The organism is Streptomyces sp. NPDC050509, from assembly GCF_044457965.1.
Lineage (GTDB): Bacteria > Actinomycetota > Actinomycetes > Streptomycetales > Streptomycetaceae > Streptomyces.
The window spans coordinates 179,151-193,623 of sequence record NZ_JBITHL010000013.1; the positions used below are offsets into that span (position 1 = coordinate 179,151).

The 14,473-nt window shown below is 68.4% G+C and carries 12 protein-coding genes and 2 pseudogenes; 5 read left to right on the forward strand and 9 right to left on the reverse strand.

Annotation, left to right across the window (positions count from 1 at the left end):
• Positions 1 to 5: 5 nt before the first annotated feature.
• Positions 6 to 1,376, forward strand: coding sequence for a hypothetical protein (locus ACIBJC_RS31975; RefSeq protein ID WP_399298501.1), 1,371 nt, complete (start codon positions 6 to 8; stop codon positions 1,374 to 1,376).
• 128 nt (positions 1,377 to 1,504) lie between these two features.
• On the opposite strand, the pseudogene ACIBJC_RS31980 reads toward ACIBJC_RS31975, so the two are convergent.
• The 8 genes and pseudogenes from ACIBJC_RS31980 to ACIBJC_RS32015 all read right to left on the reverse strand — a co-directional run.
• Positions 1,505 to 1,828 (reverse strand): annotated as a pseudogene (locus tag ACIBJC_RS31980) (hypothetical protein); the annotation flags it as partial.
• A gap of 107 nt (positions 1,829 to 1,935) precedes the next feature.
• Positions 1,936 to 2,277: pseudogene (locus ACIBJC_RS31985) on the reverse strand (DUF4158 domain-containing protein); the annotation flags it as partial.
• 434 nt (positions 2,278 to 2,711) lie between these two features.
• Positions 2,712 to 2,990 carry a hypothetical protein gene (locus ACIBJC_RS31990; protein ID WP_399298503.1) on the reverse strand — a complete coding sequence of 93 codons (279 nt, stop codon included), beginning with the start codon at positions 2,988 to 2,990 and terminating at the stop codon, positions 2,712 to 2,714.
• A gap of 450 nt (positions 2,991 to 3,440) precedes the next feature.
• Positions 3,441 to 4,181, reverse strand: coding sequence for an alpha/beta hydrolase (locus ACIBJC_RS31995; protein ID WP_399298505.1), 741 nt, complete (start codon positions 4,179 to 4,181; stop codon positions 3,441 to 3,443).
• Between the two features lie 398 nt (positions 4,182 to 4,579).
• Positions 4,580 to 5,164, reverse strand: a complete 585-nt coding sequence (locus tag ACIBJC_RS32000) for an SMI1/KNR4 family protein (RefSeq protein ID WP_399298507.1) — start codon at positions 5,162 to 5,164, stop codon at positions 4,580 to 4,582.
• Between the two features lie 540 nt (positions 5,165 to 5,704).
• Positions 5,705 to 5,884, reverse strand: a complete 180-nt coding sequence (locus ACIBJC_RS32005; protein WP_399298509.1) for a hypothetical protein — start codon at positions 5,882 to 5,884, stop codon at positions 5,705 to 5,707.
• Between the two features lie 412 nt (positions 5,885 to 6,296).
• Entirely contained in the window at positions 6,297 to 6,695 is a 399-nt protein-coding gene (locus ACIBJC_RS32010) for a VOC family protein (RefSeq protein WP_399298511.1), read from the reverse strand.
• Between the two features lie 233 nt (positions 6,696 to 6,928).
• Positions 6,929 to 7,504, reverse strand: a complete 576-nt coding sequence (locus ACIBJC_RS32015; protein ID WP_399298513.1) for a TetR/AcrR family transcriptional regulator — start codon at positions 7,502 to 7,504, stop codon at positions 6,929 to 6,931.
• Between the two features lie 100 nt (positions 7,505 to 7,604).
• On the opposite strand from ACIBJC_RS32015, the gene ACIBJC_RS32020 reads away from it, so the two are divergent.
• The 4 genes from ACIBJC_RS32020 to ACIBJC_RS32035 all read left to right on the forward strand — a co-directional run bounded on the left by ACIBJC_RS32020 (position 7,605) and on the right by ACIBJC_RS32035 (position 12,227).
• Positions 7,605 to 9,149 carry an FAD-dependent monooxygenase gene (locus tag ACIBJC_RS32020; protein ID WP_399298515.1) on the forward strand — a complete coding sequence of 515 codons (1,545 nt, stop codon included), beginning with the start codon at positions 7,605 to 7,607 and terminating at the stop codon, positions 9,147 to 9,149.
• A gap of 74 nt (positions 9,150 to 9,223) precedes the next feature.
• Positions 9,224 to 9,838: a CatB-related O-acetyltransferase gene (locus ACIBJC_RS32025; protein WP_399298576.1), complete on the forward strand. Its 615-nt coding sequence runs from the start codon at positions 9,224 to 9,226 to the stop codon at positions 9,836 to 9,838.
• A 16-nt stretch (positions 9,839 to 9,854) separates the two neighbouring features.
• The gene (locus tag ACIBJC_RS32030; RefSeq protein ID WP_399298517.1) at positions 9,855 to 11,132 is read left to right on the forward strand and encodes an erythromycin esterase family protein; all 1,278 of its coding nucleotides are present in this window, start codon (positions 9,855 to 9,857) and stop codon (positions 11,130 to 11,132) included.
• 711 nt (positions 11,133 to 11,843) lie between these two features.
• Positions 11,844 to 12,227 carry a hypothetical protein gene (locus ACIBJC_RS32035; protein ID WP_399298519.1) on the forward strand — a complete coding sequence of 128 codons (384 nt, stop codon included), beginning with the start codon at positions 11,844 to 11,846 and terminating at the stop codon, positions 12,225 to 12,227.
• 1,483 nt (positions 12,228 to 13,710) lie between these two features.
• Here the strand turns inward: ACIBJC_RS32035 and ACIBJC_RS32040 are convergent.
• Positions 13,711 to 14,010 carry a hypothetical protein gene (locus tag ACIBJC_RS32040; protein WP_399298521.1) on the reverse strand — a complete coding sequence of 100 codons (300 nt, stop codon included), beginning with the start codon at positions 14,008 to 14,010 and terminating at the stop codon, positions 13,711 to 13,713.
• Between the last annotated feature and the right edge of the window lie 463 nt (positions 14,011 to 14,473).

The window sequence follows — 14,473 nt, forward strand, 5'->3', positions numbered from 1 at the left end:
TAGCAATGAGACTGTTCTCCGCTGGACGCCCGGTACGTCTCAGATCCGGCGCCGCCGTGGCGGTGGCGGCCGGTCTGCTGACTGCCGGCCTCGCCGCGCCCGCGTTCGCTGACGACGACCCGCCGCAGACCGACCAGTTGTGGATCAACGAGCCGTACGAGCAAACGCTGCCGCTCGGCACCGACGGAGGGCAGCCGCAGTCCCGCACCCTCGGCGTCGGCCTCTACCACGACAACGAGAACTTCACGGTGACCGACGGCAGGCTCACCGTCGACGTCTCCGACCTCGCCGGGGTCGCCGAGGTGACCTGGCCTGGCAACTGCACGCCGAGCGGCACGAGCGCGGTGTGCGACATCCCCGTGGTGCCCGCGATCGGGCGCGACTACAAGGAACAGGTGTTCCTGACGGTGCGCGCGGCCGACGGCGCCGAAGCCGGCGCGCAGGGCAGGATCACCTACGAGGCGACGGCCACCGGCGGGCCCGACGGCACCCTCACCGCGCCGCACGAGAGCTTCGACACCACGCTCACCGTCGGCTCCGGGCCCGACCTCGCCATCGACCCCGTCGCCGACATCGAGGACGGTCGACCCGGCGACGAGCGGACGATCCCGTTCAAGATCACCAACCACGGCAACGAGAGCGCGAACGGGTTCACCGTCAAGCTGTACGCCACGTACGGCCTGACGGATCTGGCCCGGTACGACGCCTGCGCCTACACCACGACGGACGGCGACGACTACGCACCGTCGACCAGGGCGGTCTGCACGTTCGACCGGGTGCTGGCGCCGGGCGACTCCTTCGAGCTGCCCGAGCCGCTGACGGTGCGACTCGCCCCGCACGCGCTGAACGAGCGGCTGGACATCGGCGTCGAGCCGGGCGGCGGCGCCCAGGACATCGACTCCCAGAACGACTACGCGGCTCTCCAGATCGGCGCGGAGAACACCGCCGACTTCTCCGTGACCGGTGACGCCATCTCCGGCGCGGCGGGCGAGACGGCCATGGCCGAACTCACGTTCAAGAACAATGGCCCGGCCTGGCTCGGCAACCTCGGCTCCGGCGACCCGGCCGCCGAGGTCCGGCTGATCGTGCCCGAGGGCACCACGGTCACCGGCGTGCCGTCCGGCTGCTACCCGCGCACCCTCGAGGGCGGCTCCTACCCGAAGCAGACGGGCGCCCCGCGCTACGACTGCAACCTGCGGTACTGGGTGCTGGAGGACACCCGGCGCACGTTCGCGTTCTCCGTACGCATCGACACCGTGGTGCCCGGCGCGACCGGTGCCGTGAGCATCCACCCCGCGTTCGGCGAGTTCGGCGAATACCCCTTCGACTTCGACCCCGACCTCACGAACAACACGGCGGTCCTGGCCGTCAACTGACCAGCCGTGGGTTCGGAGCAGCCGCCCGAGCGGCTGCTCCGAACCCACGCTCCACAGGGCGGACGCCACCGGGCTGCGGAGTCGCATCCCGCGCGAGAACCTCGCATCGGATGCGCTGCCCCTTCGGGGCGGAGCCGCGAGTACAGATGAGCGAACGCTCGCTCCACGACCCGGCGTCGGGTGCCCAGGCCGGAACCGTGCTCGGTGCTGCGGCGGGCAATCAGCGCTTCACACCAAGAACCTGGACCAGTCGACGGTACGTGTCGTGGTCGTAGCCCCGGTCGACAGGACTTCCTCCCGTCTTGGGCCCCCTTCAATGCCCGCAGGTGAGAGCCGTCGACGGCAGCCCGTGAGAAGTCCAGGCCATCCGCCTTGTGAAGCCTGGCGAGGAGAACCGCGTGGAGCCGGGGCCACACGCCGGCCTCGGTCCACTCGGCAAGGCGGCGCCAGCACCTTTCGACCAGCCGTTTCGCCGGGTCGTACAGGAGAATCGGGCGCTCGGAGCCGATCCACGCCCGCTGGTACATCCAGCGGGCCGGCACGGCCACTGGTCGAAGCCGAACGTGGTGTACCCGTACGCGCCCCGGACCTGGTCCTGGTGGTCCCAGCGGTGCTCCATCGCTCCGTACCCGGCGAACTCAGCGGGCTCCGGGCCGAGCTGTTCGGCGACGTGGTCGACCACGACCGCAGGGGACAACCTCAATTCTCGCGTCCTCCTTCTCGCGCACGACGCTCCCGGTCGGCCGGGCCGGCCGTTCGGTGATCTCCCGTTCCGGTACTGGAGTGCGGTGGACGTCTGGTAGGGGCGGCATCCGAGGTGGAGCGCTCTCTCCTCAGGCGTCGCTGCGGATAACGATGTCGTCCATCCCAGTCGGGACGCTCTTCGGCGAGACTCAAGCACGGGTGTAACGGCCGGTGGTGGTGCTCCAGCCGTAGTTCCCGCGCATCCAGTCCGCCATGCAGATGAGAGCCGCTGCTACCTGACGCACCAGCCGGAGAGCTTCGTGGTACGAGCGTCTCGACACGGTCCGCTCTGGCTCGCCGGGGCGTGGAACGACGGGGATCGACGCCAGGCGGACACGGGAACGCTTCACCAAGTACTGGCGCTTCGGACGGTGACATACCGGTCGACGACATCCTCGCCGTGCTGACCCAGACTCCTGCGATCGTACGGCCGCGGCCCGAATCCCAGCTTTGCTACTGCTTCGTCCGAGGCTCCTCAACCCCGAATCCGTCAGTCCCGGGCCACGGAGAACAGGACTTCCCCGTCACGAAGTCAAGCTGCGGGTGCCCTCCGAAGTGCCACCGTGTGCCAACCGTTCATCCTGATGCCCGTCAGAGCCACTGCGCCCAGCCGAACGTCGCAACGTACGCGCGCTCAATCGACTTCCAGCCCCGCCCGCCGCGGTGGCGGACGACTGTCAGCGCCAGCGCAAACCAGACTGCGAAGACACCACCGATGATCAACGGCCACCGAGGGCCATCGAAGTAGCCGACCACCCCGAGAGCCACAGAGGTCAGCACCAGACCGCAGTGCGCCGCGCCCCGACTGGAGCGCAGCAGCTCGCGAAGCACGCGCCGATCCTCCGCGAGCACCCGCTCGTACGCGTTCAATTCCGCCTCCTCGCTGCGCTCTCGCTCCGCGCCATGCACCACGTCGCCCCCTGATGAGATCGCCCGGATGATGGTGCCCCACCCCCTACAGACGCACCGCGCCTCCCTACCGTTGCTCTGACCAGAGGACGTGCCGGTGCGGGCGATCCTTTCCGGCACGCTCACCACAATCCGCTCGATCCGGATCGGGGCGAGGCCTGGCTCCGATACAACCCGAAGGTCTCACGCCGCCGGCCCCGGCAGATGTCGGACGAGCGGTGGAGGAGTTGTCCGCCGCGCTCCGCTCCAACCCGGACCGGGCGAGCGCCGTGCCCGCCACCAGCAACGGCGCCCACGCCTCGGAACTCCCTCGGACCCCTGCTGGGAGTTCAGCGGGGCCCGAGGCGCGAGAGCTGCGGAGGGGCCGAGATCAGCTACCGCGTGCTGCCGGTCCGACGGCCTGGCCCGGCCTCACTTCAGATGTCGGGTGAGGAACTGGGCCGCGGCGTCTCCCGCGAATTGCGGGACGCCGGTGTGCCCGCCGAGATGGGCGTGCAGGGACTTCTCCTTGGAGCTGAAGGCGTCGAACAGGTCCAGGGCCGCCTGCCGGTCGTTCCCTTCGTCGTCCCACTGCAGCAGGACGTGCAGGGGAATGGTGACCTGCCGGGCCTCCTCGAACAGGGCGCGAGGCACGAAGCTCCCGGCGAACAGAACGGCGGCCGAGATGCGGGGCTCGACCACCGCCAGCCGGATGCCGATGGAGATCACTCCCCCCGAGTACCCGACCGGGCCACCGATCTCGGGCAGCGGAAGGAGGGCGTCCAGGGCGGCTTGCCACTCCGGGACCGCCTTGTCGACCAGCGGGAGGACGAGGGCGTCGACGATCTCGTCGCTGACCCGCTCGCCGGCCTCCATCGCCCGGCGCAGGTCGGCGCGGGCCTGCTCGACGGCGGGCCAACGGGGCCGGTCGCCGCTTCCGGGGAGCTCGATGGTGGCGGTGGCGAAGCCCTCCGCCGCGGAGCGCCGGGCCCGGGCCACCAGCCGGGGGTACATCTTGCGCAGCCCGAGGGGAGGGTGGCCGAGCAGGATCAGCGGCGCCGGTGCCGAGGCGGGTGCAGGTGCGGGTGTCCACAGGATGCCGGGGATCTCCCCGAGGGTGAATTCGCGTTCGATGACGCCGTCATCGAGGCGTCGCTCGGAAGTGACATGCATGGTCGTGCCTTTCGGGAGTGCGCTGGAACGGCGCTCCCGGACAACCTGCCTATCGCCCGACCGTGACCCCGGAGGGGAGCACCCACGTCGATACTGCGTCCACGGGTACCACCTCCTCGATCTCTCGCACGGCCTCCGGAAATGTAGCAGTGGTCGCCCTCGTCCCCAACGGGTTTTCGCGGAGTCTCCGTGGCCGGATGCCACGGAGACTCCACGCAGGGCTACTTGGGGTGTCGTCGGGACTTCCCGGATCGCGGCGCTACGACGGCGGGGGTGTACTGGGGCTGTCGTTTCTCATGAACATCGAACACAACGCACGCCGACGCCTCCCGAACCCATGTACAGATGCTGCCGGTTCTCGGGTTCTGGCTCAGCTTCTGTGGTGCGACTACGAAGAGTCAGATCTTGGGTGCCGGCCGAGACCGGTGTGGATGGCTGCGGAGCTGCGGCGAGGTAAGTTCGAGCGCTCGGTCGTCCCGACCCTGGGACATATGGTCGAGCCACCGCTCGTACCAGGCGAGGAAGTCCGGTGCCGATGACACGTTGGGGCCCCAGTACCCGTCGCTGTTGCCGATGACGACACGGCCTGCGAGGGGCCCGGTCAGAGCCGGCAGGCAGACGTCCGTGCAACTCATCTCGACGATATGCAGGAAGAGATCTCCTTCCCCTGTGCTGCTCGCCTCATCGAAGCCTCGCGGGGAGTCCGGCGTCGAGTTCGGCTGCATGATGAACAGAGTGCAGCCCTTCAGAGGCTTGAGGCCATAGAGAGGTCCTACGCCCGATCCTCCGACATGCAGAAGGAACTGTCGGTACGAGGCGGGGAGAGTGACCGCGTTCTCTGACTCGAACGCTGCGATCCGGCCCTCGGCCAGCCGTAAGCCGAGGCGGAATTGATGGTGCTCTTCTCCAAAGGAGTGGCTGCGCCGTGGGTGAAATGGCGCCGCGGCCAGCTTGCGTCGCACGCGGGGTATACGAGGGTCCATCGGGCTGCTTCTCTCGTCGAGCGCATTCTTGATGGGGCAGCAGTTCGGCGAGCCAGCAGTACCCGCTTGCGCGGCAACCCGAAGTCTGCGCGGCGGAACATCTGGCGTTTGAGCATCTTGATCCGGTTGGCATGGCCGCCTCCCTGTCGGGGAGCAGATCGATGACGCGGCGGGTTTCGATGTCGACCAGGACGGTGCCGTAGTGCCGGCCCTTGCGGGTGGCGTACTCGTCGACGCCCGACCATACGCGGGGCGGTCACGTCGGGCTCAGGAGGGGCGTTTACCCACCGGAGCACCGTGCTGCGGCTGACCGACAACCCGAGAACGCGGGCGATGCGCGCCCCAGCACGGCCCGCGAGGCACAGACCGACCGCGGCCACGGTCGAGCGTAGCCGCTCCGTCCGCTGATCGTGTCGGTGTGTCGAGCCCCGTATCTGCTCGACGAAGGTACGGCGTGTGCAGCCCGAGTTCCGGCACGCGAAGCGACGTACCCTCAGTTGGAGAACATTGCGTCGGCCTCCGCTCGGAACATGCGGGATATCACAGGTAGGAACCGTGAACCCGGTTCGACCGGACACCGCAGACCGGGTACACGGCGCCGTCCGCGATGCTCCGCGCATCAACGCGCACGATCCCGTTGTTCACGTCTACCGACTTCGTCGCGATGTCCGCGATCGCCGGGAACAACAACTCCTTCAGCCGGAGCACGACCTCTTCCACGCCCCCCGAACTGTCAGCCCAACGCCCTGCCCACGGGCCAGTTTCAGGCGACTTCGCGTACGGCTTGGAGCAGCCCGGCTGTCACTCAGAGTGGGCCGCATCAGCGAAGCTGCGCCAGAATCAGGTCTCATGAACAAAGCCAACGGCCTCTGCGCCTCAGACAGATCAGACAGATGCGACAGAGTCCGCGCAGGGGCGGGACGGACCCCAGAACACGGGAAGCGACTCCGAAGGCAGATCACGAAGCCAAGTGAACTCCGCGCCGCGGACGCAGTTCAGATCCGGCAACTGGACATAGACGTCGAGGCACTCGTCGGGGCCTCCATCTGTCCCAACCGGAAGACAGCGGCTGCGCAACAATCCAGAACCCCGGCATCCGGCTCCTGAGTAACAGAGTTCCTGACTCGGAAGGCTAGTTTTGCTGCGGTGCCAGGGTGCGCAGGACGTCGAACTCGTTGCCCTCGGGGTCGGCCATGACCACCCAGCTCCGGCCTGGGCCCTGGCCTGTATCCGTCGTGACGGCGCCGAGTCCGAGCAGCCTGGTCACCTCGTCTTCGGTGCTGCCGTCGATCGGGCTGACGTCGAGGTGAAGTCGGTTTTTGACGGTCTTCCCCTCGGGCACCTGGATGAACTGCAGGGTGGGCGGCATCTGGCGGGCCCGCACATCCTCGACGGTCGGTACCCAGGATCCGATCTCGACCTTGCCTTCGCTCCGGTCGATCACCTTGAAGTCCAGGACCGCGCACCAGAACGCCGCGAGCCTCTCCGGATCACGGCAGTCAACGGTCAACTCGGTAAACCTGCTTGTCATGACTCTCCCAGATAGTCTGGTTTGCGTAGAACGGTCGTTCGGGTACCGAAAATTGCGGCACGTTGCCCCTCATCACCCTCGCCGACGTGCTCGATGTCATTCGGGCACCGCTCCGGCCCTCGCGAAGTTGTTGCTCGGACACCGCGGACGTCCTGGAGCCCATGAGGGCGCCCGCGCCCTGGAGTCGTTCAGATGTCTACGGCCTGATGGAAACCGCAGTCGTACAACGGGCTTCATGAGGGTTTGCCCATGCCGGTGAAGAGGGCGTGGAGGACACGGTCGACGTACTCGTGGGTCAGGGGTTCCTGGGTGATCAGGAATTGGAAGTAGAGCGGGCCGGAGAGGATAGCCATGGCGAGGCTCAGGTCGAAGGCGGGCGACAGTTGGCCTTGGTCCTGTGCCGCTTTCAACCGGGCGACGGTCATGTCCGCCTGGGGGGTGATGAAGCGCTCGTTGAGCGCGTTGGCGACCTGTGGGTCGTACTGGGCCTCACCGACCAGGGCCTGGTACAGCGGGCCGAAGGGCGGGTTGCCCAGCAGATCGACGGCTGCGTGGATCTGTGTGCGCAGGTCGGCGACGATGTCGCCCGTGTCGGGGTAGTCCAGGCTGGACTTGTGCAGAGAGAGCAGGGAGTCCAGGAGCAGGGCGCCCTTGGAGGGCCATCTGCGGTAGATGGTGTGTTTTCCCGCGCCGGCCCGGGCCGCGATCGCTTCCATGCTGAGCTTGGCGTAGCCGATCTCCTGGCCCAGTTCCAGCGTGGTCCGCATGATGGCCTCGGTTCGCGCGGCGCCGCGGTGGGGGTCGGTCATGCCGCCACCTTACCGGCACGGCACGTGCCGTACTTGACGAGATGTCGACCCGTGCGTTCTCCTTTGCGGCACGACACGTGCCGTTCCGAGGGGGAAGTGCATGGATACCGACGTGATCATCGTGGGAGCCGGTCCGACCGGCCTGATGCTGGCGTGCGAACTGCGCCTGGCCGGGGTGCACCCGCTGGTGCTGGAGCGCCATCCGCACCGCCGGGACACCCCGAAGGCCGGCGGCCTCGGCGGACAGATCCTGGAACTGCTGCGCTACCGGGGCCTGCTGGAACGTTGCGAGGCCGCCTGCACCGGCCCCGTCCCAGCCCCTCGGTTCCCGTTCGGCGGCGTCCATCTCGACCTGACCCAGCTCGTCGACCCTCCGCTGCACGCCCTACCGCTCCCGCAACAGCGGCTCGAAATGCTGCTCGAAGAACGCGCCGGTGAGCTCGGTGTCGAGATCCGCCGCGGGCACCGGATGGCCGGAGTCGTCCAGGACGAGACAGCCGTCACCGCGGAGGTGCTCGGCCCGGACGGACCGTACCGGGTGACCGCCCGGTACCTGGCGGGCTGCGACGGCGCCCACAGCCGGGTGCGCGACGCGGCGGGCATCGCGTTCCCCGGCACCACCTATCCGGAAGTCAACCGGCTGGCGCAAGTCACCCTGCCCGACACGGTGACCGTGCTCGGCAACGGCGATCTCGATGTCGCCGGCTTCGGCACGGTCCGCGGGGGCTTCACGAGGACGGACCGCGGTCTCCTCGGCGTTGGTGCGTCGACCGATTCATCCGTGGTCTCCCTCTACACCACCGAGGACGAGACCGGCGAGTACGACGACGACATCCCGATGTCCGTGACCGAATTCCAGGACAGCCTTCGGCGCGTCCTGGGCGCGGATCTCCCGGTGGCCGAAGCGATCCGGCTGTCGCGGTTCACCTTCAAGGCCAAGCACGCCGAGCACTACCGGAAAGGGCGGATCCTGCTGGCCGGTGACGCGGCGCATCTCTTCCCCGCGACCGGTGTGGCGATCAACGCCGGCATGCTCGACGCGGTCAACCTGGCCTGGAAACTGGCCGCCGTCATCCACGGCTGGGCCCCCGACGGACTGCTGGACACCTATCACGACGAACGGCACTTCGCCGGCGCGCGCACCATGCTTCACACCCGAGCCCAGGTGGCGCTGCGGCGCGGAACCGACCCGGCCGCCGAAGCGCTCCGCGAGGTCTTCCAGGAGCTGCTCGCCGACGAGCAGCCGCTGCGCCGCATGGGGTCGCTCGTCGCCGGTTCCGACATCCGCTACCCGATGCCGGAACCATCGGGCCACCACCCGTTGGCCGGGGTGTTCGTCCCCGACCTCACCTTGCACAGCGACCGGGGAGTGACCTGCGTCGGCGAACTTCTGCACACTGCACGGCCCCTCCTCCTGGATCTGGCCGACCGCGAGGACCTCCGCCGGGCGGCCGGAGACTGGCGGACCCGCATCGACGTCCACACCGCCAAGACCGACGACCTCCGCCCTGCTGACGCCATCCTGATCCGGCCTGATGCGCACATCGCCTGGGCCGCGGCATTCGAGGAGTCCTCCGAGAACGCCGCGCGGGCGCTGCGCGAAGCGCTCACCCGCTGGTTCGGCGCCCCCGAGAGCCACGCCTGACATCCAACGCCCTGCCGAGAAGGAAGCGATCACAGGTGCCGCCCGTTCCCGCCGACCCGACCCTGACGCATCCGATGCCCGACCGGCCTCGGGTCGTGCTCCTCAGGCCACTGGTGACCTCACCGCTGATCGAGGTCGGGGAGTTCACCTACTACGACGATCCTGAGGAACCGACCGCCTTTGAGAACCGCAACGTCCTGTATCACTACGAGCCCGAGAGGCTCGTCATCGGGAAGTTCTGCGCGCTGGGCGAGGGCGTGCGGTTCATCATGAACGGCGCCAACCACCGGATGGACGGCCCCTCGACGTTTCCCTTCCCGATCATGGGCGGTTCCTGGGCCGACCACTTCGACCTCATCACCGGCCTGCCCGGACGGGGTGACACCACGGTGGGCAACGACGTCTGGTTCGGGTACCGGACCACGGTGATGCCCGGCGTCCGTATCGGGCACGGAGCGATCATCGCCTCCGGCTCCGTAGTCGTGGACGACCTCCCCGACTACGGCATCGTCGGCGGCAACCCCGCCCGGCTGCTGCGCCGCCGCTACAGTGACGCCGACATCGACCGCCTCCTCGCACTGGCCTGGTGGGACTGGCCCCTGCCACACCTCACCGAACGTCTCCCCACGATCATGTCCGGCACCGTCGACGCCCTGGAGGCCGCAGCCCCCGGCCCCTCCCCGCACTGAGAATCGAGCCGCCAGCATGCCCCGTTCCTCACCCGGCACCCCGTTCACCAACTGGCTGCAGACACACGCCGTGCCGCTCACCCACCTCGACCCCCAGGCGCCGCTCGACGACCTGGAACCGCTGCGCGGCATCATCGGAGACGCACGCGTCGTCGCGATCGGCGAACACTCCCACTTCATCGAAGAGTTCGCACTTCTGCGGCGCCGTCTCCTGCGTTTCCTCGTCGAACGCTGTGGCTTCACCGTCCTGGCCTTCGAATACGGCTTCAGCGAAGGATTCCCGCTGGACGCCTGGGCCCGGGGAGAGGGCACAGATGAGGACCTGACGGTCCACCTCGCCACGGCGATACCCGTAGGGCTCACCGAGCCCTTGCAATGGGTCCGCCGGCACAACCGCACGGCGTCACCACCGGTGCGCTTCGCCGGCATCGACATCCCGGCGGCGGGCGGTTCCCTGCTGCCCTCCCTGGCCCCGGTCGCCGACTACCTGCGCCGTATCGACCCCGAGACCGTTCCGGCGGTCGAGACGGCCATGCGGATCGCCGCATCGTTCGCAGGCGGCTCCGCAGCCGTGGCCGCACCGGCCTGGGCGCGCCTGCCCGCCACTGAACAGGACGCCCTCACCGCGATCCTCGCGCGCCTACTCGTCCGCTTCCGTTCCCTCGAACCGCTGTACGCCACCCGCGGCGACCGGCACGACTACGACCTCGCCCTGCACCGCCTCGAAGGCGCCTGCCACGGCGACTACACCTTCCGCGCGATGGCCGGCCTGTTCGCGGACAACGGCCTCACCGCCGACACCTCGGCCCGGGACGCCTACATGGCCAGCTCGGTCCTCTGGCACCTGGAACACCTCGATCCTGGCAGCCGTATCGTCCTGGCCGCCCACAACGCCCACATCCAGACGACGCCCATCTCCTTCGACGGGCGCCTCACGGGGCTCCCCATGGGACAGCAACTGCAGCGTGCACTGAGCGACGGCTACTTCGCGCTCGGCCTGACCAGCGTCGCCGGCCACACAGCGGACATGCACCGCGACGAGAAGGCGCCCTTCGGCTTCACCCTCGGCGACACGACGCTGGAACCGCCCGAACCCGGAAGCGTCGAGGACGCCTTCGCCGACGCCGGCCTCGGACTCGGCATCGCCGATCTCCGCAGGGCACGCACGGAGGCTTCCGACCACCCCGACCGCATCCGACTACAGGGCACGTATGTGCGCACCCCCGTCGTCGACGCCTTCGACGCCGTCCTGACCACCCCTGCTTCCACCGTCACCAAGGACCTCCGTATCTGATGATGGGGCGCGTGGAGCCGTGGCGTTCACGGGTACGGGAGCGCACTCCCGACCCGCCAGGCACACCGCCGAGAGGAGGTCCATCGAAGCCCGCACCGGTTCGATGCCGAGATGCCACTGTCGTCACACGCGGAACTCGGGACGGAAAGAGGGAGCCTACGCCGACCGCCAGGGAAGGGGGCGGCCTACACGGCTCGACGTGTGGGTCTGCCGGGCCGGGGACGGCGTAAACCCAGAGCAGCTCTGGAAGCGATCCACATCACTCGAAAAGGGTGTCCGGGAGGCGCTGCCGGCGCAGCGGGACCGCCGACCGACGTCCGGTAAAGCAGGTGTGACCTGCGAATCCGCCTTAGCGCTGGTACTGACAACCAACTGCTCCGGCACCTACTCCGGGTCCATGACCAGGGACCAGACATCCTCCAGGAGCCCCTGGGCCGGCCGGCCTTCGATCTGGCCAGCCGCAACCGATCCGCTCCCGCTGTACAAGGATCGGAACCGACGAGACAGGGTGCCTGGTCTCGTCGGAGATCCTCGGCAGAGTTCCGCGGCGGCTCGGTGTGATCTGTATTTTGGATCGTGGCCGGGTGGTACGGAGCCATGAACTGTCCGATGCCGAGCGGCACTTCGTGTGGTCGTTGCTGGGCACGATGTCCCGGGCCGGATGAGGGTGGTGCCGAAAAGCACGGTGTCTCGGGGCCTGTACGGAGTCCGATGGTGACCGCTCGCCGCGGCCTGGCCTTCCGTGAAGGCATGGTGATCACAGCGAGGCAACCGACAACCAAGGAGATGCCCGCCCATCCTGGCAGCGACAGACGCAGCGCTCCCAGATCGCCGCCGGTCCAGTGGCTGGCTGCTGCGGTGGTGAATCGGGAGAACTGGACCGAGGTCGGCGGCCGTCGTCGGGTGCGGCCGCCGGTTGCTGACGATGCAGCCGGGGTGCCGCTGCGTCACGGTCTCCCACAGCAGCCCCACCTGTTCCCGGACGCCGACGGGCAGACGCTGCCGGTAGAGCTGAGGCGTGAACCCCTGCTCGGTACCGTGCGGACTCATCCGGTCCTGATCGACCAGGCCCACCAAGGACGGCACATCCCGTGACCGGTCCGCATGCGCCTGGCCGAAGCCTGCCCATCAGTACCGCAGGGCCGTGACGCGTTCCTCCACAGGGAACGGAGAGCTCCTGCCGCCGAGGAGGGCCGTGAGTATCGCGTGCTTCTCGTCCTCCGCGATACCCGTCTCGGTTGCCATGCCAGTCACCTGGGGGACATTCCCGCATACGGGCGCGGCTCGGGCAGAGCAGTGACGATTGCCTCTCCCGGGTGAGGTGGCGCCTGAAGGTGATCCAGCACGGCGAGTCAGTCGCCCCCGAAGTATGCGGAGGCAACCGGCTGAAGCTGTGTGGTGAGGACCCGGCGTGCCGGGGAACGATGCCCGGAGAGCTCCCGGGCGCGCACCGTACAGGTCGGCCGGTCCGTCGAAGCGGTCGTCAAGGAACCGGAGGAGGTGCTCAAGCAGCACAGTGAAGTAACCGCTGCCCGGCGGTTTCCAGCCGGGGCTGCGCTGAAGCGCGGTGAGCAGGGACTCAGGTTTCTCGTCGACCCGGGCGTTGCTGTTAGGGGTGCAGCCGTGCCGCGCCCGCTGCAGCAGATCGTCGATACGGTCCGGAAGAGCCGGGGCAAGCCCGTCCGGAACGGGCGCGGAGCCAAAAAGAGTGCTTTGTCCAGGCGGTCCTTCCAGGGGCGCTTCCCGTCACCACACCTTGATCGTCCGTCTCGTGCGGTCCGCGCTGCGGGGGAGTGTGAGAATGCGGTCATGTCGATGTGTAAGAAGTGCGGTGAGCGAAAGCGTCGTTGGCCTCGATCCTGCTCCCGGTGCCGTTCGGGGGCGGACCGGGCGGAAACGTCCGCGGATGTCGCCGAGTTGGTCGTGGAGACAGGGCTGCTCGGGTGGATCGGGCGAGGGGCCATGGCACTGATGCGGATGGTGTTACGTGCGCTCGGCTGACCACCCGACGCTGTCGGGGATCTTGGCTGCGCGGTGAAGCGCTGTGGGCTTCGAGTGGAGGTGAAAGGAATGGTGTGATGGTCTTCCGGGGTGTCCGCCCTGGTTGTGGGCGGAAGTCTGTGGAGTAGGTCCGTCTGTCAGCGCTTGACTTCGGGGTTCGTCGGAACGACGCGTACGTCGTTGTCCAGGCTGCGGAAGCCGAGGTCCGCGAGGGCGCCGAGGCCTGCGGCGGGCAGGCGGGCAGGCGGGCAGGCGGGCAGGCGGGCAGGCGGGCAGGCGGGCCAGGATGTGGTCGTGGCGGGCGGTGGTGATGACGTGAGTGAGGCCAGGTCGGGCAGCGGATATCCAGAGCAGGCGGCCCTTCTCGTCTGTCAGGGAGAGGAAGTGCAGGCCGTTGGCGACGCAGAAGACCGGCGAGGTGGTTGACGGTCCGCGTGGACAGCGACAGACGGCACTGGTGGACAAGCGGGCAGGTGCCTCGGAGCGGTCTTTGGTCTTCGTCACACAGTTCCAACGGCCGCCCAGGGCACTGTGGTTACGCCCGTGGCGCACTACTCCGGGGCGGTAGCGTCTCTGGTCACGGACCGGTGGTCGAGCGGTCGGCGGGCAGTCTGCGCAGCCAGCCGCGATCAACGAGTCTGACCAGCCTCCCCCGCAGCGGTTCGGCGAGCTGCTCGCTCACCCGGGCAAGGACACGTTCGGCGACAGCGAGCTCGTCCTGCTCGGCCCGCACCTCCGCCAGTTGCTTGGCCAGAAGTTCTTCAAGTTCGTCCAGTTCCGCACGGCGGGCGGTGATCCGTTCCAGCAGTTCGGGAGTCCGGCGGCCGCCGCGGGAAGGAACCAGCAAACCGACTGCGGCCGTTACCCACGCGCTCACTGCGCTGAGCGTTCCCAATGCACTCCGATGATCGGGAACCCACTCACAGGCCGTCGGAACTTGCCTTACCGCCCCTGCGTCACGGAGCCGGGCCGTGGGCGACGTCACCCGCATCGGCCTGGGTCGCGATGCCCTGCCAGCACCGGTCCTGCCACCACAAGGCCGTGGACACGAGGCATTGCCGGTCCGACAACTCGTAGCTGTCAACGATCACCCTCATGCTCCGGGCGGGCGGATGCGTCCCAACGGGCTTCTCCAGCGTCGAGTTCCCGCACTCCGACAGGCACAGCGGCCTCACGGACACCGGCGGTTGGGGCGGCTGTTCTGATCCCGCCGTGGCCGAGGGAGTAGGCCTCCGCCCCTGTCGGAAAGCAACGCTGCCGCTCGTCGAGACGCGGAAGAGCCGCCGCGAACGTGGCTGCCAGCACGGCCCGTTGCCCATCCAACCTGCTCGTGCCGGACT

Coding starts and splice junctions, on each gene's coding strand:
- ACIBJC_RS31975 (WP_399298501.1), top strand. CDS start 6: ATGAGACTGTTCTCCGCTGGACGCCCGGTACGTCTCAGATCCGGCGCC.
- ACIBJC_RS32000 (WP_399298507.1), bottom strand. CDS start 5,164: ATGGACCCTCGTATACCCCGCGTGCGACGCAAGCTGGCCGCGGCGCCA.
- ACIBJC_RS31995 (WP_399298505.1), bottom strand. CDS start 4,181: ATGCATGTCACTTCCGAGCGACGCCTCGATGACGGCGTCATCGAACGC.
- ACIBJC_RS32025 (WP_399298576.1), top strand. CDS start 9,224: ATGCCCGACCGGCCTCGGGTCGTGCTCCTCAGGCCACTGGTGACCTCA.
- ACIBJC_RS32035 (WP_399298519.1), top strand. CDS start 11,844: ATGGTGACCGCTCGCCGCGGCCTGGCCTTCCGTGAAGGCATGGTGATC.
- ACIBJC_RS32030 (WP_399298517.1), top strand. CDS start 9,855: ATGCCCCGTTCCTCACCCGGCACCCCGTTCACCAACTGGCTGCAGACA.
- ACIBJC_RS32015 (WP_399298513.1), bottom strand. CDS start 7,504: ATGACCGACCCCCACCGCGGCGCCGCGCGAACCGAGGCCATCATGCGG.
- ACIBJC_RS32020 (WP_399298515.1), top strand. CDS start 7,605: ATGGATACCGACGTGATCATCGTGGGAGCCGGTCCGACCGGCCTGATG.
- ACIBJC_RS32010 (WP_399298511.1), bottom strand. CDS start 6,695: ATGACAAGCAGGTTTACCGAGTTGACCGTTGACTGCCGTGATCCGGAG.